At 60.9% G+C, this 22,075-nt stretch carries 20 protein-coding genes, 1 tRNA gene and 1 pseudogene; 9 read left to right on the forward strand and 13 right to left on the reverse strand.

The features are described 5' to 3' along the window. Positions 1-3 precede the first annotated feature (3 nt). From CYD26_RS17365 to CYD26_RS17375, 3 genes are all read right to left on the reverse strand, one after another. Positions 4-975, reverse strand: a complete 972-nt coding sequence (locus tag CYD26_RS17365) for a magnesium and cobalt transport protein CorA (RefSeq protein WP_065759893.1) — start codon at positions 973-975, stop codon at positions 4-6. 62 nt (positions 976-1,037) lie between these two features. Beyond that, entirely contained in the window at positions 1,038-1,760 is a 723-nt protein-coding gene (locus CYD26_RS17370; protein WP_099775477.1) for a 1-acyl-sn-glycerol-3-phosphate acyltransferase, read from the reverse strand. Between the two features lie 176 nt (positions 1,761-1,936). Continuing rightward, positions 1,937-2,626, reverse strand: a complete 690-nt coding sequence (locus CYD26_RS17375; protein ID WP_065759895.1) for a crotonase/enoyl-CoA hydratase family protein — start codon at positions 2,624-2,626, stop codon at positions 1,937-1,939. Between the two features lie 289 nt (positions 2,627-2,915). On the opposite strand from CYD26_RS17375, the gene CYD26_RS17380 reads away from it, so the two are divergent. Further along, a tRNA-Ser gene (locus CYD26_RS17380) sits at positions 2,916-3,005 on the forward strand. Between the two features lie 78 nt (positions 3,006-3,083). After that, positions 3,084-3,599 (forward strand): hypothetical protein, encoded by a 516-nt coding sequence (locus CYD26_RS17385; RefSeq protein WP_099775476.1) that lies wholly within the window; start codon positions 3,084-3,086, stop codon positions 3,597-3,599. A gap of 64 nt (positions 3,600-3,663) precedes the next feature. Here CYD26_RS17385 and CYD26_RS17390 read toward each other — a convergent pair whose 3' ends face one another. From CYD26_RS17390 to CYD26_RS17400, 3 genes are all read right to left on the reverse strand, one after another. After that, positions 3,664-5,814, reverse strand: coding sequence for a TonB-dependent siderophore receptor (locus tag CYD26_RS17390; protein ID WP_102053192.1), 2,151 nt, complete (start codon positions 5,812-5,814; stop codon positions 3,664-3,666). Between the two features lie 233 nt (positions 5,815-6,047). Next, positions 6,048-6,434, reverse strand: a complete 387-nt coding sequence (locus CYD26_RS17395; protein ID WP_065761888.1) for a hypothetical protein — start codon at positions 6,432-6,434, stop codon at positions 6,048-6,050. Positions 6,435-6,536: 102 nt separating this feature from the next. Continuing rightward, entirely contained in the window at positions 6,537-7,730 is a 1,194-nt protein-coding gene (locus tag CYD26_RS17400; protein ID WP_102053193.1) for an MFS transporter, read from the reverse strand. A 113-nt stretch (positions 7,731-7,843) separates the two neighbouring features. On the opposite strand from CYD26_RS17400, the gene CYD26_RS17405 reads away from it, so the two are divergent. Then, positions 7,844-8,734, forward strand: a complete 891-nt coding sequence (locus CYD26_RS17405; RefSeq protein ID WP_099775474.1) for a LysR family transcriptional regulator — start codon at positions 7,844-7,846, stop codon at positions 8,732-8,734. On the opposite strand, the gene CYD26_RS17410 is transcribed toward CYD26_RS17405, so the two are convergent. Both CYD26_RS17410 and CYD26_RS17415 read right to left on the reverse strand, forming a co-directional pair. Further along, positions 8,728-9,210 carry a GreA/GreB family elongation factor gene (locus CYD26_RS17410; protein ID WP_065760480.1) on the reverse strand — a complete coding sequence of 161 codons (483 nt, stop codon included), beginning with the start codon at positions 9,208-9,210 and terminating at the stop codon, positions 8,728-8,730. The two genes, CYD26_RS17405 and CYD26_RS17410, sit on opposite strands and share 7 nt — an antisense overlap. A gap of 1 nt (position 9,211) precedes the next feature. Next, on the reverse strand, positions 9,212-9,613 hold the full coding sequence (locus CYD26_RS17415; protein ID WP_102053194.1) for a hypothetical protein: 402 nt from the start codon (positions 9,611-9,613) through the stop codon (positions 9,212-9,214). Between the two features lie 137 nt (positions 9,614-9,750). Between CYD26_RS17415 and earP the strand changes: the two genes are divergently transcribed. Further along, complete coding sequence (gene earP / locus CYD26_RS17420; protein WP_102053195.1) at positions 9,751-10,884, forward strand: elongation factor P maturation arginine rhamnosyltransferase EarP; 1,134 nt, start codon at positions 9,751-9,753, stop codon at positions 10,882-10,884. 48 nt (positions 10,885-10,932) lie between these two features. After that, positions 10,933-11,502 (forward strand): elongation factor P, encoded by a 570-nt coding sequence (efp, locus tag CYD26_RS17425; RefSeq protein WP_102053196.1) that lies wholly within the window; start codon positions 10,933-10,935, stop codon positions 11,500-11,502. A gap of 71 nt (positions 11,503-11,573) precedes the next feature. Here efp and CYD26_RS17430 read toward each other — a convergent pair whose 3' ends face one another. Then, the gene (locus CYD26_RS17430; RefSeq protein WP_065760476.1) at positions 11,574-12,530 is read right to left on the reverse strand and encodes a LysR family transcriptional regulator; all 957 of its coding nucleotides are present in this window, start codon (positions 12,528-12,530) and stop codon (positions 11,574-11,576) included. Between the two features lie 110 nt (positions 12,531-12,640). Between CYD26_RS17430 and CYD26_RS17435 the strand changes: the two genes are divergently transcribed. After that, positions 12,641-13,390 (forward strand): sulfite exporter TauE/SafE family protein, encoded by a 750-nt coding sequence (locus tag CYD26_RS17435; protein WP_102053197.1) that lies wholly within the window; start codon positions 12,641-12,643, stop codon positions 13,388-13,390. A 90-nt stretch (positions 13,391-13,480) separates the two neighbouring features. Here CYD26_RS17435 and CYD26_RS17440 read toward each other — a convergent pair whose 3' ends face one another. Continuing rightward, positions 13,481-14,827: a class II 3-deoxy-7-phosphoheptulonate synthase gene (locus tag CYD26_RS17440; RefSeq protein WP_065760474.1), complete on the reverse strand. Its 1,347-nt coding sequence runs from the start codon at positions 14,825-14,827 to the stop codon at positions 13,481-13,483. Between the two features lie 133 nt (positions 14,828-14,960). Between CYD26_RS17440 and CYD26_RS17445 the strand changes: the two genes are divergently transcribed. Both CYD26_RS17445 and CYD26_RS17455 read left to right on the forward strand, forming a co-directional pair. Beyond that, positions 14,961-15,716: a spermidine synthase gene (locus CYD26_RS17445; protein ID WP_065760473.1), complete on the forward strand. Its 756-nt coding sequence runs from the start codon at positions 14,961-14,963 to the stop codon at positions 15,714-15,716. Positions 15,717-16,025: 309 nt separating this feature from the next. Next, positions 16,026-17,724: pseudogene (locus tag CYD26_RS17455) on the forward strand (DEAD/DEAH box helicase). Between the two features lie 68 nt (positions 17,725-17,792). Here the strand turns inward: CYD26_RS17455 and CYD26_RS17460 are convergent. After that, entirely contained in the window at positions 17,793-18,560 is a 768-nt protein-coding gene (locus CYD26_RS17460) for a class III extradiol ring-cleavage dioxygenase (protein WP_102053198.1), read from the reverse strand. 102 nt (positions 18,561-18,662) lie between these two features. Here CYD26_RS17460 and CYD26_RS17465 point away from each other — a divergent pair, with 102 nt between their 5' ends. Further along, positions 18,663-19,313 (forward strand): thiopurine S-methyltransferase, encoded by a 651-nt coding sequence (locus CYD26_RS17465; protein WP_102053199.1) that lies wholly within the window; start codon positions 18,663-18,665, stop codon positions 19,311-19,313. Between the two features lie 289 nt (positions 19,314-19,602). Here the strand turns inward: CYD26_RS17465 and htpX are convergent, their stop codons facing one another. Both htpX and CYD26_RS17475 read right to left on the reverse strand, forming a co-directional pair. Then, positions 19,603-20,490 (reverse strand): protease HtpX, encoded by an 888-nt coding sequence (gene htpX, locus CYD26_RS17470; RefSeq protein ID WP_065760469.1) that lies wholly within the window; start codon positions 20,488-20,490, stop codon positions 19,603-19,605. A 217-nt stretch (positions 20,491-20,707) separates the two neighbouring features. After that, positions 20,708-21,919 carry a pyridoxal phosphate-dependent aminotransferase gene (locus CYD26_RS17475; RefSeq protein ID WP_065760468.1) on the reverse strand — a complete coding sequence of 404 codons (1,212 nt, stop codon included), beginning with the start codon at positions 21,917-21,919 and terminating at the stop codon, positions 20,708-20,710. Positions 21,920-22,075: the final 156 nt, after the last annotated feature.

Raw genomic sequence — 22,075 nt, forward strand, 5'->3', positions numbered from 1 at the left:
ACCTCAGAGCCAGCCGGAGCGCTTGAAACTGGCAAAGAGTGCGGAGCAGCCTACGGTGATCACCCCCAGTACGGCAAAGTAGCCGTACTGCCAGCCAAGCTCAGGCATGTTCTGGAAGTTCATGCCGTAGATACCGGCCACGGCGGTGGGGAAGGCCAGTATCGCCGCCCAGGCGGCGAACTTGCGCTGGACGATGCTTTGCCGCGATGACTCCAGCAGCATGCCGATCTCGATGGTCTGGCTGGCGATGTCACGAATACCGGCCAGGTCTTCCATCTGTCGGGTCACGTGAATCTGCACATCTCGAAAGTACGGGCGCATGTTCTTGTCGATGAACGGGAACGTCAGGCGTTGCAGTTCCTCGCTGATCTCGACCATCGGCGCCACATAGCGACGCAAGCGCAGAATGTCCCGGCGCAGGCCGTGCAGGCGCTTGATGTCGTCTTCGTTGAGTGCACCACTCAGTACGCTCTGTTCCAGCTCTTCGATTTCGCCGTGAATCGCTTCGCTGACTGGCTGATAGTTTTCGGTGACAAAGTCGAGCAGGGCGTAGAGGACGAAGTCCTCGCCATGCTCCAGCAGCAGCGGGCGCGCTTCGCAGCGTTGGCGTACCAGCGCGTAGGACTTCGAGTGGCCATTGCGGCAGGTGATGATGTACCCCTTGCCGGCGAAGATGTGCGTCTCGATGAACTCCAGCTTGCCCTCGTGGCGCACGGGTGAATACGTCACGATGAACAGCGCGTCGCCGAATGTTTCCAGCTTCGGCCGGCTGTGTTTTTCCAGGGCATCTTCAATGGCCAGTTCGTGCAGGTTGAACTGGCGCTGCAGATTGGCCAGCGCCTGCGCATCAGGCTCTTCCAGGCCGATCCAGACAAAGTGCCCTGGCTTGCTGGCCCAGTGGCTGCCTTCGTCCAGTTCGATTGACGTAACTTTTCTGCCGGCGCTGTACACCGCGGCTGCAACGACTCGTCCCATGACTGCTCGCTTCTTCAGGTGATCCTGTCAGCTTGGTATGACTGCATCGATCCGGCAACTGCTCAGGCCGACGGCAGTTCGTTTTCCATCGTGTCGATGCAGCGCTGCATCTGTTCTCGGCACTGTTGGATCAACGCCGGGATGTCCTCTTTGCCGAGGCCGCTGGTCGAGATGGGCGCCAGCGAGCGGATGATGACGTCGCCGCTGTTCCAGCGATTCAGGCGCATGCGCTGTGCATAACGGCTGACGCACACCGGCACGATGGGAACCCCTGCTTCAATCGCCAAGCGGAACGCACCGCTCTTGAAGTCCAGCAACTGGTTGCCGGGGTTGCGTGTACCTTCCGGGAAAATCCAGATCGAGGTGTTGTTGTGCTGCACTATCCGGGTGGTGGCATGGAGCGCCTGCCGTGCATGGTAGGCGTTGCTGCGGTCGACCAGAATGTTGCCGCCAAGCCAGAAGATCTGACCGAAAAAAGGTATCCAGCCCAGGCTTTTCTTGCCGATGCACACCGTGCGTGGCGGGACGACACCGCCGAGGACGAACAGGTCGAAGTTGGACTGGTGGTTGGCGATGATCACGCAGCCGGGCGGCTGGTCGAACAAGGGGCCGACTTCGGCCTTGACCCGCAGGCGCAGCAACCCGCCAATGGGCCAGGCATACAGGCGAGCGAAAATCCGGCTGTTGTCTGGGTTGAAGGGGCGGCACAGGCCAATCAACAAGCCAAGCGTACCCGCCAGCAGAAAGTGTATGCCCAACAGAAGCATACGGATCAGATAAAGCATCGAGTGACTCACACTGGGCAAACGCGGCGCAGTGTACGGCTGTGCACTCGTGGGGGCAAACACTGATGGTGCTGGCCGAGGGCCAAGGCATCGCAGGCAAGGTCGGCCCGGTGTGAAAGCCAATGCCTTGTGTGGGGCCTGTGGTGAACAGGCTCGCCTGCGATGCGTCGGAGACGTTAGCCCAGGTGTTCCTGATCGAGAATGATTGCATCGTCCAGGGTGTCGAGCAGGGCCTTGCGCACCTTGAGCTTGGTGTTCTTGTGCGCGCTCATGTTGATTTTCTTCAGTTGCCGGGCAGCGGCCAGGGCGGCCTCCTGCAACTGCTCGGCAGCCACGACTTTATCCAGGAAGCCGGCGTCGACGGCGCTGATCGGGTCGAACATCTCGCCATTGATCACCGAGCGGTGAAACGCCGAGCGGCGCAGACGGTCGCGGGCCAGTTCGATGCCGGCGTGGTGCATGGTCATGCCGATCTGTACTTCGTTCAGGCCGATACTGAAAGGGCCTTCGACACCGATACGGTAATCGGCCGAGAGCAGCAGGAAGGCACCCTTGGCCACGGCGTGCCCGGGGCAGGCGACAATCACCGGGAACGGGTGAGCGAGCAGACGCCGGGACAAGGTAGAGCCTGCCGTGACCAGGCTCACGGCCGCCTGTGGCCCGGAGGTCATCACCTTCAGGTCATAACCGCCGGAGAGGATGCCCGGTTGGCCGGTGATAATTACCACTGCACGGTCTTGCTGCGCACGATCCAGCGCGCTGTTGAACGCGGCGATCACATCGGGAGAGATCGCGTTGACCTTGCCGTTGTTCAGGGTCAGGGTCGCGATACCCTCGTCCAGGTGGTAGGTAATCAGCTCACTCATGAGAGGGATCCTTTGTTAAGAGTGAGGCAGACGTTACTCAGCCTCTGCAGCCAGGTAAAGCGCCAAGGCTGACTGGCCGGTCAGCCCTGGCGCCTGCGGCCCCGTACGCTGGGGGGCGACGGTGAAAGGCGGGTAAAGCGCTTTATAGATTGGCGGCTTTGCCCTATTTGGCAGGCAAGCGTGGCCGTGGCCCTTAAGCGCATGAAAATTCTGAAAAAAACCTTTGCCAAAAGAAAAACTTTCGACTACATTAGCGCCCCTCGACAGGCTGAACAGCTTGACGAGATCCGGTGAAGTGTCCGAGCGGTTGAAGGAGCACGCCTGGAAAGTGTGTATACAGGAAACTGTATCAAGGGTTCGAATCCCTTCTTCACCGCCAGACAAATGAAAGCCCCGAACTCCAGTAGTTCGGGGCTTTTTTGTTTATGCCATGGAATCAGGGAGTAAGGCGTTTCATATGATCAGTGAATATTTCAACGCATCACAGGTAAAAGCGGCTGAGCAATTGATCATTGCCATCAGCGCTTCGGACGAGCTGCGCGATCGCCATCTGCAGATGTTGCGCGAAACCGAGCTGGATGGCGATGACGCCGAAGAGGCTGAGGGCGACCCATCCCGGCTGTTGTGGATCATCAAGGACATCATCGACTGGGAAACCGGTTTTTACGTCGACTGGAGTGACACGGAGTCCTTCGTCGAATGCTTGGGCGAACTTGCCGAAAGCCGCGGTGTGACGCTGAGCTTCGGCGTTGAAGACCCGCTGGCCGAAGAGTTTCTCGACGAAGTCGAGGTGCCTGAATTGATGCTCCGCGCTCACGCCGAACTGGCCGCACAAGGCCTGGTGCTGTGGAACTGGGACACCGAGGGTGATGCGTATGGCGGCTGGATCAGTCGCCCGGACGCGGCGCCTGTGATGGCGACCGTTTCCGAGGTCCTGAGTGTCGAGATTCGCGAAGGCAGCGAGTCGTTTTAATGCCAGCGGCCGCCATCGCCCTTCACGGGCGCGATGGCGGCTGTCGACCGCTGCCGTGTCGACCTTAGAAGCTGACCGACGCCGATACCCTGGCTGTGCGTGGCGCACCGGGGAACAAGTAGCCATCCCCCAGGTATTCGCTGGCGTCACGCCAGTAACGGCGGTCGAACAGGTTGTCCACCGTCAGGCGCAGTACCGTGTCGTATCCGCCGATGCGGGTGCGGTAGCGGCTGCCAAGATCAAACACGGCATAACTGCCGACGGCCACGCTGCCGGCATGGTTGGCGTATTTGCTGGCGCTGTAGCGTGCACCGCCGAGCAGCGCCAGGCCGGGTAGGCCGGGCAGGCTGTAGTCGGCCTGCAGGGCGGCGCGGAAGTTCGGTACGTTGAGGGCCTGGTGGCCTTCGTAATCGGCGGTGTCGCTACCCTCGACCCGGGCGCGAATCGCCGCAGCACTGGCATTGATCTGCAGGTTTGACGTCACCCAGCCGCTCGCGCCCAGTTCCAGGCCTGTGTTCTTCTGTTGGCCCTGTTGCACATAGGTGAACGCCCCGGCGCCGTCCGGGCGCATGTACTGGTACGCCTGGCGCAACTGAAACAGCGCTGCGCTGAGGCTCAGGCGTTGCCAGTCGCGTTTGATGCCGACTTCCAGTTGGCGTGACAGGGTAGGGGCCAGGGTTTCTGATGCGTTGCTGGAAAAAAGTGGTGCGGTGCCGCCCGACGACAACCCTTTGCTGTAGCTGGTGTAGATCGAAATGTCCTGGCGCGGTTTGTAGATCAGCGCGGCATTGGGCAGCAGTTCGTAGCGCTGTGTGGTGCGTGTTGAATTGCCGTCTTCATCGAAGGCGTGCTCATCCAGGCGCACCTCGCGCGCGCCTAGCACGGTCTGCCACTGTTCGTTGAAGCTGATGCGGTCACTGATGAACAGGCCGTACTGGCGGCTGTCGAGGCGGCGGGTGCTCTGGCCAACATCCGCCTCGGTTGTGGGCATCGTTGCAGGATCCTGAGCAATATTGCCAGTGCCTACCGGATTGGAAACAGTAGGTCGTTGATCCAGTGTTCGCCGCTGCGCACTGCTGCCGACCGTCAGGTCATGCTCCAGGCTGGCAGCGGTAAAACGGCCATTGAGCGTAATCTGGGCTTCGTCGATGCGTCGGGTATCATCGGGGCTGCGGTAGTCGTAGATGTCGTAGTCGCCGCTGGGGCTGAAGAAGTTGCCTGGCGGAGGGTTGTTGCAGGTGGCATCCCAGCACCCAAAGGCAAACGAGCTGTAGTCGTCGATCACCACCTTGCTGCGCGAGGCGCTGAGGCTGCCGGTCCAGATATCGCTGAAGCGGTACTCGAAGCGCCCACCCAGGTTCAGCGAGTCAATCGTCACGGGCTTGGCCCAACGTTGGTAGGCCAGGTGATCCTCGGGGTCGACACTGTGCGGCAGGCTGTTGCCGCCCAGCAGTTGATAGCCAGGCGCCGAACGCTGCTCGCGCTGCTGATACTCGACGTCCAACTGCAACAGGGCGTCGGGGTTGAGCTGCCAGTCGAACGCCAGCGACGCGAAGTCCCGTTGCCCATCGGCGTGTTCGACATACGAGCGAATGTCTTCATGTGCCAGGTTGGCCCGCAGGCCGAATTGCCGTTCGCTGCCGAACCAGCCGCCCAGGTCGGCGGCCATGTAGCGCTCACCCTGATCATCGCCTGACAGGGTCAGTGAGCGAACGTCCTCAGGGCGTTTGGTGACGTAGTTGATCACTCCGCCCGGCGCGGATACGCCGCTCTGCAAGCCTGAGAGCCCCTTGAGCAGTTCCACCTGCTGTTTGTTTTCCAGTGCTACGTTCTGTTCCCCGGCGATGGTCTGGCCGTTGATCTTGTAGCTGCTGGCCGCATCCAGGCTGAAGCCGCGCACCATGAAGTTCTCGTAGTAGCCCACTGGCGCATAGTTTTCGCCGACAGAGGCATCGCTTTGCAGCACTTCGCTGAGCAGACGCACCTGGCGGTCGGCAATCAGCGACTCGGTAAACACCGAGACCGAGGCGGGCGTATCGAGCAGTGGGGCGGGCTGGAAGCCACCGACGGTCGCTTCGTGGGCCTGGTAGCCCTCGTCCAGTTGCTCAGAGACTGTCAACGGTGCCAGTGTGATGCCGTTTTCGGCCATGGTGTGCGATGAGCTCAAGGCCAGGCTGAAGCTCAGCAGGCCGAGGGGCAGGCGGTGCAGGGTCATGCGAAAAGCTCCTTGAGGGCCTGCAGCGGGTGCGCCGTTATAGCTCGGCTGCTACCCAAGTGCTGGAGGCCCGGTGCGGCGAAACATTAAGTGCGCTAGAACGCGATAACTACCGGCATTGCGCCGGACAGCTGCGGGGGCGAGAAACGGCCGCTATCTTAGCAGGGGCGCCATGGACAAGGCGCCCCTGAGTTCACCGAAAATTCAGTGAGTTGTAAGAAGGGGGGAGGGCTCTAGTGCTCTGACGGCGGCGACGATGGCTTGTGTTTACGCCACTGGCCGTCAAGCTTTGACCAGGTCTTGCCGTCGGTGACAGCCATCAGTTTGCGCCCGTCCTTGAGTGTGGCCACGAAGGTCACCTCTTCTTCCTTGCCGCCCAGCCAGAGGCCGGCGATCAAGCCAAGAGGGCCTGCCATCAGTGCGCCGGCCACGCCCCAGCCAAGGGCGCTGCTCAGGCTGCGATTAAACTCCTGATTGGCGATTTTCATGTCCCTGATGCGTGACAGGGTGATTTTTTCTCCGGGCATGGGGTTTTTGCAGGTCTTGAGTGTGAGCGATCCATTGCGGTACTCGCCCTCACCTTGCAAGAAATCGCCGGCTTGAACCGTGAGTCTTGTCATAGCGCTTCCCAGTGAGTAAAGGGGCTGTTGACCAACGCCCTACTCAGCCCTTTGCGCTATGACAAGTCAATCACCAGGCGACGGAGGGTCGTGGTCTGATTTTCAGGCGGGACTGGTCAGGCGAGCGCGTTTGTACTGTGCCAGTAGCCATACCAGTAGCGCCAGGCCACCGATGATCGTTCCGGCCAGCGCGATCCCGTCCCAGCCATAAGCCTGGAACAGTTGTGTACCGAGCAATGAACCCAGTGCGCCGCCGATGAAGTAGCAGGTGATGTAGCCTGCGTTCAGCCGATTACGTGCCTCCGGGCGCAGGGCGATCACCGCATTCTGGTTGCTCACGTGTACCAGTTGTACCGCCAGATCCAGAACCAGCACGCCAACCAGCAATGCAGCCAGTGACGATTGGGCGAAGGCCAGCGGCAACCAGGCCAGCAGCAATGCCAGCAGGCCGACCAGGGTGCCCATTGAGCCCTTGCCTCGGTCGGCAAGGCGTCCGGCCCAGTTGGCAGCCAGGGCGCCGGCGGCACCGGCCAGGCCGAACAGGCCGATGATCGCGTCGGTGTAGTGATAAGGCTCGGCAGACAGCAGGAAGGCCAGCGGTGTCCAGAACAGCGCGAACAGGCTGAAGGCCAGCAGGCCGAGCAGTGAGCGCAGGCGCAACACCGGTTCTTCGGCGAACAGGCGGAACACCGAGCCGATCAAGGCGGGATAGCGCATGCCTGCAGGTTGATGGCGCGATGGCAGGGCGCGCAGCAGGGCAAGGGTGCACAGGGTCATCAGCCCGGCTGCCAGCAGGTAAATACTGCGCCAGTCCCCCAGGGTTGCCATGAAACCGGCTGCGGTGCGCGCCAGCAGGATGCCCAGCAACAAGCCGCTCATCAGTGTGCCCACCACCCGGCCGCGTTGCCCCGGATCACTCAGGCCGGCGGCCATGGGTACCAGTACCTGAGCCACCACCGAGAACAGGCCGGTCAACGCGGTGCCCAGCAGCAACCAGGGCAGGCTCGCAGATAAGGCGCTGATCAGCAGGCCGAGGGTGCTGATGCTCATCATGGTGACAATCAGGCGTCGCTGTTCGAACAGGTCACCGAGTGGCACCAACAGCAGCAGCCCGACGCCGTAGCTCAGTTGGGCCGTAACGACGATGCTGCCCGCGCTTGCGGTGCTGAGGTTGAACTGCTGGGCAATGCTGTGCAGCAGTGGTTGTGCATAGTAGTTGCTGGCGACGGCGAGGCCCGTGGCGATGGCCATCAGCAGAATCAGTGCGCGGCTCAGTGGTGGCGTGGCGGCGGTCATCGGACGTTCCCTGTATCGGTGGTTGGTGCGTGCTGGTGCCTAGTATCGACAGCGCCTTAATATGACGCCAATGTATCGTTTTCATTCGATCAATCTATAAAACAGATGAATGTATGAACCTCAAGCAGATCGAGTACGCGTTGGCTGTTGCCGATACCGGCAGTTTCACCCTGGCTGCGCAGCGTTGCCATGTCGTGCAGTCGGCATTGAGCCACCAGATTGCCCGGCTTGAAGAGACCTTGGGGGCGCGACTGTTTGAGCGAAGCTCGCGACGGGTGAGCCTGACGCCCGCCGGCGAAGCCTTTGTGGTCAGCGGCCAGGCTGCGCTGGAGGCCGCCCGGCGGATTGGTGATGATGTCGCCGCCGCCTGTGGAGAAGTGCGTGGGCGCTTGTCCATAGGCGAGATCAGCTCTCTGACAGAGCTGGATCTGGTCGACCTGTTGGCAGGTTTCCATCATGAGTACCCGCAGGTTGATATTCGCTGGCTGATCAACAAGAGCGAGGTGTTGATGGCGGATGTGCGGGAGCGGCGCCTGGATGTTGCCTTTATCGGTGTCTGGCCTGGTGAACCGATCGAGGGGGTGGCGTCGCGGCTGTTGGCCAGGGAAGAACTGGTGGCGTTGTTGCCTGCGGGGCATCCGTTGGCCTGCCAGTCACGCGTGTGTCTGGCCGACCTGGAAGACCAGCCGCTGGTGGACTTTCCAGCGGGTACGGGCGCCCGGCGCCAGACCGACGAAGCCTTCACCGCCGCTGGGGTGCGCCATCGGGTGCAGTTCGAGGTCGGTAGCGTGATGTTGGTGGAAAAGTTTGTTCAGCGCGGGTTGGCCCTGGGGTTGGTGGCCGCACCCATTGCCCGAGGTTTCAAGGGGGTGGTGGCCTTGCCGGTCAGTGATGCCCCTGTGCGCCATGTCTACGCCATTTGGTCGAATTCGCCGTCGCCGGCCGCCAAGGCGTTCCTGCAGGTGCTGGAACGCTGTCTTGATGCCAGGGCCAACAACTACTGAACGGCAATCACCTCATAGTCCTGGCGTACCCCGGCCAGAACCAGGCTGACGGCGTCGCCTTCCTGCTTGCCCATCAGGCTCTGGCCCAGTGGCGAGCGGGGAGTGATGACGGTAATCAGGGTTTGCGCCTGGGTGATCGTGAGGCCGGCGGCCTCGGGGCCGATGAACAGATGCCGTTGATTGCCGTTTTCCGCTTCCAGGGTCACCAGGTTGCTGACCTGAATGCCTCGTTCCGGGTCGTAGGGGCGCAGCAGGAGCTGTTGGTAGGCAATTCGTCCCTGGCGGATTTCTTCTGTGCGGCGTGCCTGGCCTGTGGCCAGGTATGAGGCTTCCAGGCCCAGGGTGTCGTATTTGTTCTCGGCGATGTTCTCTTCGTGGGTCGCGGTTTCATAAGCGGTCTGGGCCGCGCGCTGGGCAACCTCCAGGTCAATACCCAGTTTTTCGATGATCTGTTGCAGCAGTTCGGCCTTGTTCATGTCAGTTGCAAAATTCCAGGACGTTGGCGCGGCTTTTATCGGTTGGTGCAGTGCGGTTCTGTTGCAGCCAGAACTGGCACTTGGGGTTGGACAGGTTACGTGGATTGCTTTCCATCTGCTCCTCGGCCTGCTGCACTTCCTGTTTGCGCAGTATTTCCTTGTAGCGCTCGAACATCGGGTTATCGGCCGCAGCAGGTTGTTGAGGCGCCTGTACCGGAGCTGGGCGCAGGGTTTCAACCGCCTGGCTCAGCGGCGCGGTGGCTTGCGGCGCAAAATGCAGGGCCAGCCAGATGGTCAGCGCGATGGCGGCGAACCCCAGCCACAGGCCCAGGGCAATGCAGATGATCAATTGAAACGGTTTTAGGGTAATGCTCAGGGCGTGACGTCGTGCGCGAAGGGGCATGGCAGCCTCCTGGCCAGGGCGAGGAAAATGCAATTGTCGCATGCCGTTCCGGGTTTTTTCAGTGTCGGTGCTTTTGTCTGCGATGATTTATCCGGACAATCCACGCTTTTTTCTGACCGATACCTGAGGTGCCTCACATGAATGCTTCCTGGGACATCTTCTGTCGTGTGGTCGATAACTATGGCGATATCGGCGTCACCTGGCGCCTGGCCCGGCAGTTGGTGGCGGAACAGGGGCTGGCGGTGCGTCTGTGGGTGGATGATCTGGGGGCGTTCGTACGTATTTGTCCACAGGCTGATCCGGCTGCCGGGCAACAGTGGCAGCAAGGCGTTCAGGTCTGCCAGTGGCCCGTCGATTGGAAGCCGACCCCGGTGGCCGATGTCGTGATCGGAGCCTTTGGCTGTCAGCTGCCGCCTGCCTACGTTCAGGCCATGCTGGAACACCCGACGCCGGTACTGTGGTTGAACCTTGAGTACCTCAGTGCCGAGGATTGGGTTGAGGGGTGTCATGGGTTACCGTCGCCTCAGGCCAATGGGCTGCGCAAGGTCTTTTTCTTTCCGGGTTTTACCGCCAGGACGGGCGGGCTGCTACGTGAAGCGAGCCTGTTGGCGCGGCGTCAGGCGTTTGAACAGGATCCGCTGGCGCGGCAGGCGTTTTTGCGGGGCATTGGCGTGCAACCACACGCCAATGCCCGGCTGATTTCATTGTTTGCCTATGAAAACCCAGGTGTGGCCAGTTGGCTCGAGGCCCTGGCTACCGACAGTCGGCCCAACCATTTGCTGGTGCCCGAAGGGCGCATTCTTGGTGATGTGCAGGCGTGGCTGGGGGAGACGGGGCTGGCGCCCGGCAGCATCGTTCGCCGTGGTGCGCTGACCGTGCAGATCCTGCCGTTTGTCAGCCAGGACGAGTACGACCAGTTGTTGTGGTGCTGCGATTTCAACGCGGTGCGCGGTGAGGACTCGTTTGTCCGTGCGCAGTGGGCTGGGCGCCCACTGCTCTGGCATATCTATGTGCAGGAAGCGTACGCCCACTGGGAAAAACTCGAGGCCTTTCTGGAGCACTACACCCAAGGTCTGTCGGCAGCGGCGAGTGCCGCGTTGGTGGATCTCTGGCGTGCCTGGAACATGGATCGTGATATGGGGCCGGCCTGGCAACAGCTGCTTGCGCACTGGCCGGAACTGGACGCGCACGCCCGGCGTTGGTGCGCTACGCAGGCCGCTCAGCCGGACCTTGCCACGACGCTGGTACAGTTTTACCGAAATTGGCTATGATATGCGGCCTCGATTTTTGTAAATCCATCCAAATTCGGATATCTCGTAATGAAAACTGGTAAAGAGCTGAAACCCGGTACCGTACTGCGGATCGACAACGACCCGTGGCTGGTTCAGAAAGCGGAATTCACCAAGTCGGGCCGTAACAGCGCGATCATGAAGACCAAGCTGAAAAACCTGCTGACCGGCTACAAGACTGAAACCGTTTACGGTGCAGACGACAAGCTGGACGACGTGATCCTGGATCGCAAAGAAGCGACCCTGTCGTTCATCAGCGGTGACTCCTACACCTTCATGGACACCTCCGACTACACCATGTACGAACTGAACGCCGAAGACATCGAGGCCGTTCTGCCGTACATCGAAGAAGGCATGGAAGACGTCTGCGAAGCCGTATTCTTCGAAGGCCGTCTGGTTTCCGTTGAGCTGCCGACCACCATCAGCCGTCAGGTTGTGTACACCGAAAACGCCGCACGTGGCGACACTTCGGGCAAGGTCATGAAGCCAGCCAAACTGAAGAACGGTACCGAGATCTCGGTTGCTGACTTCATTCAGATCGACGAGTGGATCGACATCGACACTCGCGACAACAGCTTCAAGGGCCGTTCCAAGAAGTAATTTCCTGGCGCCCACGAAAAACCCGGCCTTTGCCGGGTTTTTTTGTGTCTGCAGTGCCGTGAAAGGGGGGCTTACTGCCAGCGCAGCTCACTGCGCAACGCCAGGTCCCATGGTGGTACCGGGCTGAAGCGGCTCTTGAGGAACTCAAGCAGCAAGCGGCTGCGGGAGTTGGTTTCGTGCTCCAGGCGCAAGGCATAGATGCCGCTGCTTTCCGCTGCTGGCAGGCCGTTGTCGCAGAACAGCGGCAGCAGCTCCCCGCGTAGCAGGTACTCGCTGATCAACCAGGTCGGCAGGTGGGCGATGCCCAGCCCGGCCAGTGCGCCGAACAACAGGGTTTCTGCGTTGTTGGCGCTCATGCGCATGCGTGAGGGCCGCAGCAGGCGCATCTGTCCGTCGATGGCAAAACGCCAGGCGAACGGCGGGGCCAGGCCGTCCCAGTCCAGGCCATCATGTTCTGGCAGTTCCTGCGGGCTGCTCGGCACACCGCGCTGTTCCAGGTAGGCCGGGCTGGCGCAGGCAATGCGCACCATGTAGGCCAAGGGTGTCGCTACCAGGCGGGTATCGGCCAGTGGCCCGGCACGCAGCACCAGATCGACTTCGCCCAGGTGCGCGCCATGCAGGTCGACGAAGCTGTCGATCAGGCGCAGTTGAACATCCAGGCCTGGGTAGGCCACCAGGAAATCAGCGATTGCAGGCGCCAGATGGCGGCGTCCGAACGCGGCGGGCGCATCAATGCGAATCAGGCCTTCAGGCGCGTTGCTCAATGACACGGCTTCGGCCCGCGCCAGGCGCAGTTCTTCAACGATACGCCGGGCGCGCTCGGCGAATGCGTTACCAGCTGGGGTGGGACGCACCGCGTGGGTGCTGCGCACGAACAGTCGGCTGCCTACGGCGGCCTCCAGGGCGTCGATGCGCCGGGCCACAGCAGACGGCGTTAGCGGGTGGCGTCGTGAGGCTGCGGAAAAGCTGCCTGCCGCCAGAACATCGAGGAAAAGGCTGAGTTGTTCGGTGAGGGCATCAGGGTTCATCGGCTGTATCGCCTTTGCGTAGTTGGCATAGCCATTGTGCGTTGCTGTGCGTTTCCCTACTAGCCCTGGCTGGGTAGCATGTGACGATTGATGACCTTCAAGGGGCCGGAATGATCGAGTGGATGATGTACATCGCGTTGGGCGCCGCCTTGGGTACGATGGGTGGGTTGTTTGGCATTGGCGGCGGCTTGATCGCGATTCCTGCGCTGGGCCTGCTGTTTGGCCTCGATCAGCAATTGGCCCAGGGCACTGCGTTGGTGATGGTGGTGCCTAACGTGTTGCTGGCCCTGTGGCGCTACCATCAGCGCAACCGGATTGCCGTGCAGCATGCGTTGCCGCTGGCCGCGGCAGGCTTTGTCTTTGCCTGGCTGGGTTCGATCTGGGCCGTGGGCCTGGATGCTGGTGCGATGCGCCTGGGCTTTGTCGGTTTCCTGATCGCGCTGGTGGTCTGGAACCTGGCGCGCATGTTCATGCGCAGCACGCCGCCCTCGAGCGAGTTGCGCCAACCCTGGCCGTGGCTGGGCGTGCTGGGCAGTGGCGCCGGTGTTGTGGGCGGCCTGTTCGGTGTGGGCGGTGCGGTGATTGCCACGCCGGTGCTGACCAGCGTGTTCGGCACGACTCAAGTGGTCGCCCAAGGCCTTTCGCTGGCGTTGGCGGCGCCCAGCACGGCGGTAACTTTGGTCACATATGGCGTGCATCAGCACGTGGATTGGAGCATGGGCGTTCCCTTGGCGCTGGGCGGGCTGCTCAGTATCAGTTGGGGGGTAAAGCTGGCCCATGCCTTGCCGGAGAAGGTGCTGCGTTCACTGTTCTGCGGGTTTCTGGTGCTGTGTGCGGTGATGCTGGCGTTCAAGGTGTGAGGCGGACACATCGGTGTGCTACCCAAGCCAGGGTCCTTGAGCGTCAGGACCGTGGCTTGGGCTTTGGCGTTTGTGTCGGCGCGTACAGGTCTAGCGACGCACCTGCTTGAGGGTTTCGGCAATCAGGAAGGCCAGCTCCAGTGACTGGTCCGCGTTCATGCGTGGGTCGCAGTGGGTATGGTAGCGGTCCGACAGTGCATCTTCGGTGATCGGACGGGCGCCGCCGATACACTCGGTGACGTTCTGCCCGGTCATCTCGATGTGGATACCACCGGCATGACTGCCTTCAGCCTGATGAACCTGGAAGAACTGTTTGACCTCGCTGAGGATCTGCGCAAAGTCTCGGGTCTTGTAGCCGCTGCTCGCCTTGATGGTGTTGCCGTGCATGGGGTCGGAACTCCAGAGCACCTTGCGCCCCTCACGTTCCACGCTGCGAATCAGCGCCGGCAAGTGGTCGCCGACTTTTTCCGCGCCCATGCGCACGATCAGGTTGAGGCGCCCCGGGTCGTTTTCCGGGTTGAGCACATCAATCAGGCGAATCAATTCCTCGGTGTTCATGCTTGGGCCGACCTTGACCCCAATGGGGTTGTTCACCCCGCGCAGGAACTCGACATGCGCGCCGTCGAGCTGGCGGGTGCGGTCGCCAATCCAGAGCATGTGCGCCGAGCAGTCGTACCAGTCGTTGGTCAGGCTGTCGCGGCGCACGAAGGCTTCTTCGTAGTTGAGCAGCAGCGCTTCATGGGCGGTGAAGAAACTGGTTTCGCGCAGCTGCGGTGCGCTGTCCAGGCCACAGGCGCGCATGAAGGCCAGGGTTTCGTCGATGCGGTCGGCCAGTTGGCTGTACTTCTCGGCCAGGGCCGAGTTGGCGATGAAGTCCAGGTTCCACTTGTGCACCTGATGCAGGTCGGCAAACCCGCCCTGGGCAAAGGCGCGCAGCAGGTTAAGGCTGGCAGTGGACTGGTGGTAGGCCTGCAGCAGGCGCTCTGGATCCGGTACGCGGCTTTTTTCATCGAAACCAATGCCGTTGACGATGTCGCCGCGATAGGCGGGGAGGGTGACACCGGCGATGGTTTCGTCGCCCGCCGAACGGGGTTTGGCAAATTGTCCGGCCATTCGGCCGACTTTCACCACCGGGCAGCCGGCGGCAAAGGTCATGACAATGGCCATTTGCAGGAGCACTTTGAAAGTGTCGCGAATTTTTGCCGCTGAGAACTCCGCGAAGCTTTCGGCGCAGTCGCCGCCTTGCAGCAGGAAGGCGCGGCCCTCGGTGACTTCCGCGAACTGACGGCGCAGTTCGCGGGCTTCGCCGGCAAACACCAGCGGTGGATAACTGGCCAGCGTCTGCTCGACCTTGTGCAGGTGCGTCGCGTCAGGGTAGGTCGGTTGTTGCTGGATCGGCAGGGCGCGCCAGCTGTCAGGACTCCAGGGTTGGCTCATCGCAGACTCGGTTGTTATCAGATTATAAAGAGGGCTGGGGTCATGGTAACAGTTGCAAGGCGCCTTGTTGCACTGCCTGCATTGGCGGACAATGGCGGTTTTGCTTGGGCAGGCATCGGTGCCGGGAGACGAGATGACAGAGGAACGGGTAGAGCGGCTGCTGGCCCAGGTTCACGACGAGTACGGCACCATCAGTGTGCTGGAGGTCGAGGACTACCGCTTCCTTGAGTTCGGTGAGGCCATAGAGCAGAGCTGTGTGTTCACGGCCGATCCAAGCTGGCTGGAGTACGACTACACCCGTGCCATGCTGATTGGCGCGTTGTGCCATGCCGAGCCGGAAAGTGCCTTGTTCCTCGGGCTTGGTGCCGGCACCCTGACCCAGGCCTGCCTGAAGTTCCTGCCGCTGGACGATGTCGAGGTGATCGAGCTGCGCCCGGATGTGCCGCGCCTGGCCATTGAGTACCTGGGGCTGGACGACGACCCGCGGCTGTATATCCGCGTGGGCGATGCGGTGGAGCTGCTGGAAACCGCCGAAACCGCCGACCTGATTTTCGTCGACTTGTATACCGATCACGGGCCGAGCGTGGGGCATCTGGCCTGGCGCTTTTTGGAGAACTGCCAGAAACGCCTCAATCCCGGCGGTTGGCTGGTGATCAACCAGTGGGCGGCGGATGACGGCAAGCCGCTGGGGGCTGCGTTGTTGCGCGGGCTGTATCATCGGCACTACTGGGAGCTGCCGGTGAAGGAGGGTAACGTCATTCTGCTGGTCCCGGCAGACCTCGAGCAGACGCTGGACATGCCTGGCCTTGTCGCTCGGGCCGATGCGTTGGCACCCCGTTTGGGCTACTCGTTGCAACCGTTGATCGGAGCGATCCGCCCGGCGAGTTGAGGCGGCTGCTGAAATAATCGATTCAGCCCATGCCCCGGGGCGATATGCGCGTAATCCGGGGCGCCGCTCTATGCTGTCATCTTTCGATAAAAAACTCTCACGTGAAGCGCTATTTCAGGTATAGTACGCGCCGGTCTTTTACTAGACCTCGTCTTAGGTAGTGCAATTTCCCGAAGCCAGCTTCGGCTGCGCGTCCGCACAGCGGACTCTCCTTGACGTTCCTTTTTCTTCAATCGTTTTCGCAAATCCCCGCCGACAAAGCTGCCAGGGTGACCCGTGGGTCTTACAAGGCATGCGCAGCTTTGGAGCATGGGTCTTTGCGGATGCACTTAGAGGCAGACCCATGACCCAGGAAACCGGCGGCTTCGCCGCTCTCGACCTTCATCCGAGCATTGTTGCTGCTGTATTGGCTACCGGCTACGAAGAGCCATCCGCCATTCAGCAACAATCGATCCCGATTATTCTCGCCGGTCATGACATGATCGGCCAGGCGCAGACAGGTACCGGTAAAACCGCTGCCTTCGCACTGCCAATCCTGAATCGCATCGACCCGAGCAAGCGCGAGCCGCAAGCCCTGATCCTGGCGCCAACCCGTGAGTTGGCGCTGCAAGTAGCCACCGCCTTTGAAACCTACGCCAAGCAAATGCCGGGCGTAACCGTGGTGGCCGTGTACGGTGGTGCCCCAATGGGCCCACAATTGAAAGCAATCCGTAACGGCGCGCAAATTGTCGTTGCTACCCCGGGCCGTCTCTGCGACCACCTGCGTCGTGATGAGAAAGTCCTGGCGACCGTCAATCACCTGGTGCTCGACGAAGCCGACGAAATGCTCAAGCTGGGCTTCATGGACGACCTGGAAGTCATCTTCAAGGCCATGCCGGAAAGCCGTCAGACCGTACTGTTCTCGGCGACCTTGCCTGCTTCTATCCGTGCCATCGCCGAGCGCCACCTGCGCGATCCGAAGCACGTCAAGATCCAGAGCAAGACCCAGACCGTAACGGCCATCGAGCAGGCTCACCTGATGGTCCACGCGGACCAGAAAGTAGCCGCTGTCCTGCGTTTGCTGGAAGTTGAAGAGTTCGATGCGCTGATCGCCTTCGTACGTACCAAGCAAGCGACCCTGGACCTGGCCAGCGCCCTGGAAGCCAAAGGCTACAAGGCTGCAGCACTGAACGGCGACATCGCTCAGAACCAGCGTGAGCGCGTCATCGACTCGCTCAAGGATGGCCGTCTGGACATCGTCGTCGCGACCGACGTTGCTGCTCGTGGTCTGGACGTACCGCGCATCACTCACGTGTTCAACGTTGACATGCCGTACGATCCTGAGTCTTACGTTCACCGTATTGGCCGTACTGGCCGTGCAGGTCGTGAAGGCCGTGCACTGCTGCTGGTCACCCCGCGTGAGCGTCGCATGCTGCAGGTTATCGAGCGTGTAACGGGCCAGAAAGTTGCCGAAGTTCGCCTGCCGAACGGCCAGGCTGTTCTGGATGCGCGTATCAAGAAGCTGACCAACAGCCTGGCGCCGCTGGTAGCCGACGCTGAGTCGACTCATGGCGACCTGCTGGACCGCCTGACCGCCGACATCGGTTGCAGCCCACGTGCCCTGGCTGCTGCCCTGCTGCGCAAAGCAACCAACGGTCAGGCGCTGACCCTGGAAGCGGTTGAGCGTGAGCAGCCACTGGTGCCGACCTACACTCCGCGTGAGCGTACTGCGGGTGATCGTCCAGAGCGCAGTGATCGTGAGCGTCGTGCGCCAATGCCGCTGGGCGAAGGTCGCGCTCGTTGCCGTACCGCGCTGGGTGCGCGTGATGGTATCGCTGCCAAGAACCTGCTCGGCGCTATCCTCAACGAGGGTGGCCTGGCACGTGAAGCAATCGGTCGCATCCAGGTGCGTGACAGCTTCAGCCTGGTTGAGCTGCCAGAAGACGGTCTTGAGCGTCTGCTGACCAAGCTCAAGGACACTCGCGTTGCCGGCAAGCAGCTGAAGCTGCGTCGCTACCGCGAAGATTGATCCGCGCGTCATAAAAAAATCCCCGACTGGTTCGGGGATTTTTTTTGCCTGTCGGTTGGGTGAATGGCTCAGTCGAAGCGGTAAATGTCCATTCCCAATGCACCCAGGGTGAAGCCTTGGTGAACAATGCTGAAATGCTCGCCTGCGCCGCGAGCGAAGTACAGCGGCAGCAAGTGTTCATCGCTCGGGTGGTTGCGCACCGCAAACGGTGCCTGGCGGCGATAGTCCAGCAGCGCGGCATCGTCACCGGCTTCGAGCTTTTCCACCATCCAGTCGCGGAATGCCAGTGCCCAGGGTTCTACGCTGTCCGGGCCTGCGTGCCAGGATAGCTCGCGCAGATTGTGGGTGATGCTGCCGGAGCCAATCAGCAGGATGTTTTCCTGGCGCAGCGCAGCCAGGGCATTACCAACCCGTTCCTGTAACTGTGGGCCCAGGTGGCTGGGCAGGGACACTTCTACGACCGGAATGTCGGCCTGTGGATACATCAGTGACAGCGGTACCCAGGCGCCATGGTCGAATGGGTGCTGTGGGTCGAGCGAAGCCGTCAGGCCGGCGCTCTTGAGCTGCTCGACAATCTGGGCTGCCAGTGCTGGTGCGCCGGGGGCGGGGTACTGAACGGCAAAGAGTGCCGGTGGAAAGCCACCAAAGTCATGCCAGGTTTTCGGGCTTGGGTGGCTGCTCACGCACAACGCCTGGCTCTCCCAGTGCGCAGAGACCACGATGATGGCTTTGGGTCGAGGCAGTGCTTCTGCCAGTCGTGCGAGGGCAGGGCCGCTCTCGCCGGGTTCCAGGGCGAGCATGGGCGAACCGTGGGAAATAAACAGACTGGGCAGCATGGAAGAGGTCCTGAGGTTAAGATGGGGTTATCTTCTGTCAGTTCATTTATCTAAATCTAATATAAGTTTTCGTATCATTTGATCGAAATTTTGGAGCCATTCATGCAGCCGGAATTTTGGCATGACCGCTGGGCGCGTAATCAGATCGGTTTTCACCTGGATCAGGTCAATCCTTACCTGAAGCGACACTGGCCCAGCCTCGGCTTGATGGCGGGCGACAAGGTGTTGGTGCCCTTGTGTGGCAAGAGCCTTGATCTGTTCTGGTTGGCCGGGCAGGGATTGCGGGTGCAGGGTATTGAGTTGTCCGAGCGTGCGGTAGAGGCGTTTTTCAGCGAGCATCAGTTGCATCCGCAGGTATCTCGACGTGGCGCTTTCAAGGTCTACCAGTGCGAGGGGCTTGAGCTCTGGTGTGGCGATATCTTTGCCCTGACCGCCGAAGATGTTGGCGATTGCTCGGCCCTGTATGACCGTGCAGCCCTGATTGCCTTGCCCGCACCGATGCGCCAGCGCTATGCCAGCCACCTGCAAGCGTTGCTGGCGGCACACGCCAAGGGGCTGTTGATCACACTGGACTACGATCAATCAACGATCGACGGGCCGCCCTTTGCCGTACTTGAGGCAGAAGTCCGTGCCCTGTACGCAGGGTGGCAGATTACCTTTGAAGAGACGCGGGACATTCTCGCGGAGAGCCCAAAGTTCCAGGCAGCGGGAAGCGCGGGCTTGTTGGAGCATGTGTATCGGCTCGAACGCTGACCACAGGCCAGACACCCCGCTGACGCCATCGCAGGCTGTAGGAGCCGGGCTTGCCCGCGATGCAGACGCCGCGCACTCACAGGCACCCCACCGACGCCATCACAGGCAAGCCTGCTCCAACAGAGCACGCGCAACCTGTAGGAGCCGGGCTTGCCCGCGATGCAGACGCCGCGTACTCACAGGCACCCCGCTGACGCCATCACAGGCACGCCTGCATCCCACAGGAAATGCAGCGTTCTGCACACAAAAAAAGGCGACCTGAGTCGCCCTTTTGTCTATTGCGTAACGGTCAGCCGTGACGGCGCAGGGCGTCGATACGGTCTTCCAACGGTGGGTGGCTCATCAGCAGGCCAGCCAGGCCATGCTTGAGGCCGCCATTGATGCCGAAGGCATTCAGGGTGTCAGGCATGTGCACCGGTACGCCCTGTTCCGAACGCAGGCGCTGCAGGGCGCCAATCATGGCGTTGGTGCCGGCGAGGCGGGCACCGGCTTCGTCAGCGCGGTATTCGCGTTTACGCGAGAACCACATGACGATCATGCTGGCGAGAATGCCCAGTACCAGTTCGGCAACGATGGTCGCAACGTAGTAGGCAATACCTTGGCCTTCTTCGTTCTTGAAGATTACCTTGTCGACAAAGTTACCGATGATGCGCGCAAAGAACATCACGAAGGTGTTGACCACGCCCTGGATGAGCGCGAGGGTAACCATGTCGCCGTTGGCAACGTGGCCGATCTCGTGGGCCAGCACTGCGCGTACTTCGTCGGGTGAGAAGCGTTCCAGCAGGCCTTGGCTGACCGCTACCAGGGCGTCATTGCGGTTCCAGCCGGTCGCGAAGGCGTTGGCCTCGTAGGCAGGGAAAATACCCACTTCCGGCATCTTGATACCGGCTTCGCGGGAGAGCTCTTCAACAGTCTGGAGCAGCCATTGCTCGTGACGCGTGCGCGGCTGGCTGATGATCTGCGTGCCGGTGCTCATCTTCGCCATCCACTTGGAGATGAACAGCGAGAACAGCGAGCCGGCGAAGCCGAACACAGCACAGAAAATCAGCAGTTGATTGAGGTTGAGGTCAACCCCGTTGGCTGCCATGAACCCGTTGAAGCCAAACAGACTCAGGGTAATGCTGGCAATCAGCACAACCGCGAGGTTGGTGGCCACAAACAGCAAGATGCGCATCATGGTTGTTACGTTCTCCTGACGGATAAAAATGTAGCGTATGCGGGTATATAAGGTGCCCGCCCCGCTGATTCAACCGGGGGACTATTTCAAACTGTGTACTTACCCGCGTGGCAGGCACCGGATTTTTTCGCGCGCCAACGCTGTAATGGCTGTAGGAAAAAACCTTATTAGGTGTGAGACCTGCGCCAGGGGCGGCGCAGGCTGGTTTCGCGGTGCGTTACTGCTTGTACGTCTTGAGGAAATTGCCGATACGACCGATTGCCTGTTCCAGGTCATCCACACGTGGCAGTGTCACGACACGGAAGTGGTCCGGCCATGGCCAGTTGAACGCAGTGCCCTGGACGATCAGCAGCTTCTCGGAGAGCAGCAGGTCGAGAACAAACTTCTCGTCGTTGAAGATCGGGCAGACTTTCGGATCGATTTTCGGGAACGCATAGAGTGCACCCATCGGCTTCACGCAGCTGACGCCGGGGATGTCGTTGAGCAGTTCCCAAGTGCGATTGCGTTGCTCGAGCAGACGGCCCTGTGGCAGTACCAGGTCGTTGATGCTCTGGTAGCCGCCCAGTGCGGTCTGAATGGCGTGCTGGCTCGGCACGTTGGCACACAGGCGCATGTTGGCCAGCATGTCGATGCCTTCGATGTAGCTCTGGGCATGCAGCTTGGGCCCGGAGATGGCCAGCCAGCCGGAACGGAAGCCAGCAACCCGGTAGGACTTGGACAGGCCGTTGAAGGTCAGGCAGAGCAGGTCGGGTGCCAACGAGGCGGTGCTGATGTGCACGGCTTCGTCATAGAGAATCTTGTCGTAGATTTCGTCGGAGAACACCACCAGGTTGTGCTGGCGCGCCAGCTCGAGCATACCCAGCAGCAGTTCGCGGGAATACACCGCGCCGGTCGGGTTGTTCGGGTTGATGATCACCATGGCCTTGGTGTTTGGTGTGATCTTGGCCTTGATGTCGTCCAGGTCTGGGAACCAGTCGGCCTGTTCGTCGCACAGGTAGTGAACCGGTTTGCCACCCGCCAGGCTGACTGCGGCGGTCCACAGTGGGTAGTCCGGTGCCGGGATCAGGACTTCGTCACCGTTGTTGAGCAGTGCCTGCATCGACATCACGATCAGTTCGGACACGCCGTTGCCCAGGTAGATGTCTTCGATACCGACACCTTCTACCTGTTTCTGCTGGTAGTACTGCATCACGGCCTTGCGCGCACTGAACAGGCCTTTGGAGTCGCTGTAGCCTTGTGCAGTCGGCAGGTTGCGGATCACATCCTGGAGAATTTCCTCCGGTGCCTCGAAACCAAAGGGCGCCGGGTTGCCGATGTTCAGCTTGAGGATGCGGTGGCCTTCCTCTTCCAGGCGTTTGGCGTGCTTGAGCACCGGGCCGCGAATGTCATAGCAGACATTGGCGAGCTTGTTCGATTTGCTGACCTGCATGATGTGATCCCGATTAGAAAAGATCGCCGCGCATTGCGCTGTGAAAACGTTTGAAATGCGTGTAACGCGGGTGCCAGACTGGCGTCTGATGAGGCGCAATAATACGTGCCACCCGCGTTGCCGAAAAGACACGACGCGGGCTTTTTCCGTTACAGA

Source organism: Pseudomonas sp. FFUP_PS_473 (assembly GCF_002858665.1).
GTDB lineage: Bacteria > Pseudomonadota > Gammaproteobacteria > Pseudomonadales > Pseudomonadaceae > Aquipseudomonas > Aquipseudomonas defluvii.

Excerpts from the sequence above, each read along its gene's own strand:
- CYD26_RS17445 (WP_065760473.1), top strand. The coding sequence starts at position 14,961 with ATGACAGAGGAACGGGTAGAGCGGCTGCTGGCCCAGGTTCACGACGAG.
- CYD26_RS17405 (WP_099775474.1), top strand. The coding sequence starts at position 7,844 with ATGAACCTCAAGCAGATCGAGTACGCGTTGGCTGTTGCCGATACCGGC.
- CYD26_RS17375 (WP_065759895.1), bottom strand. The coding sequence starts at position 2,626 with ATGAGTGAGCTGATTACCTACCACCTGGACGAGGGTATCGCGACCCTG.
- CYD26_RS17475 (WP_065760468.1), bottom strand. The coding sequence starts at position 21,919 with ATGCAGGTCAGCAAATCGAACAAGCTCGCCAATGTCTGCTATGACATT.
- CYD26_RS17390 (WP_102053192.1), bottom strand. The coding sequence starts at position 5,814 with ATGACCCTGCACCGCCTGCCCCTCGGCCTGCTGAGCTTCAGCCTGGCC.
- CYD26_RS17440 (WP_065760474.1), bottom strand. The coding sequence starts at position 14,827 with ATGAGCCAACCCTGGAGTCCTGACAGCTGGCGCGCCCTGCCGATCCAG.
- CYD26_RS17410 (WP_065760480.1), bottom strand. The coding sequence starts at position 9,210 with ATGAACAAGGCCGAACTGCTGCAACAGATCATCGAAAAACTGGGTATT.
- CYD26_RS17395 (WP_065761888.1), bottom strand. The coding sequence starts at position 6,434 with ATGACAAGACTCACGGTTCAAGCCGGCGATTTCTTGCAAGGTGAGGGC.
- CYD26_RS17415 (WP_102053194.1), bottom strand. The coding sequence starts at position 9,613 with ATGCCCCTTCGCGCACGACGTCACGCCCTGAGCATTACCCTAAAACCG.
- CYD26_RS17435 (WP_102053197.1), top strand. The coding sequence starts at position 12,641 with ATGATCGAGTGGATGATGTACATCGCGTTGGGCGCCGCCTTGGGTACG.
- CYD26_RS17400 (WP_102053193.1), bottom strand. The coding sequence starts at position 7,730 with ATGACCGCCGCCACGCCACCACTGAGCCGCGCACTGATTCTGCTGATG.
- efp (WP_102053196.1), top strand. The coding sequence starts at position 10,933 with ATGAAAACTGGTAAAGAGCTGAAACCCGGTACCGTACTGCGGATCGAC.
- CYD26_RS17465 (WP_102053199.1), top strand. The coding sequence starts at position 18,663 with ATGCAGCCGGAATTTTGGCATGACCGCTGGGCGCGTAATCAGATCGGT.
- CYD26_RS17365 (WP_065759893.1), bottom strand. The coding sequence starts at position 975 with ATGGGACGAGTCGTTGCAGCCGCGGTGTACAGCGCCGGCAGAAAAGTT.
- earP (WP_102053195.1), top strand. The coding sequence starts at position 9,751 with ATGAATGCTTCCTGGGACATCTTCTGTCGTGTGGTCGATAACTATGGC.
- CYD26_RS17370 (WP_099775477.1), bottom strand. The coding sequence starts at position 1,760 with ATGCTTTATCTGATCCGTATGCTTCTGTTGGGCATACACTTTCTGCTG.
- CYD26_RS17385 (WP_099775476.1), top strand. The coding sequence starts at position 3,084 with ATGATCAGTGAATATTTCAACGCATCACAGGTAAAAGCGGCTGAGCAA.
- htpX (WP_065760469.1), bottom strand. The coding sequence starts at position 20,490 with ATGATGCGCATCTTGCTGTTTGTGGCCACCAACCTCGCGGTTGTGCTG.
- CYD26_RS17460 (WP_102053198.1), bottom strand. The coding sequence starts at position 18,560 with ATGCTGCCCAGTCTGTTTATTTCCCACGGTTCGCCCATGCTCGCCCTG.
- CYD26_RS17430 (WP_065760476.1), bottom strand. The coding sequence starts at position 12,530 with ATGAACCCTGATGCCCTCACCGAACAACTCAGCCTTTTCCTCGATGTT.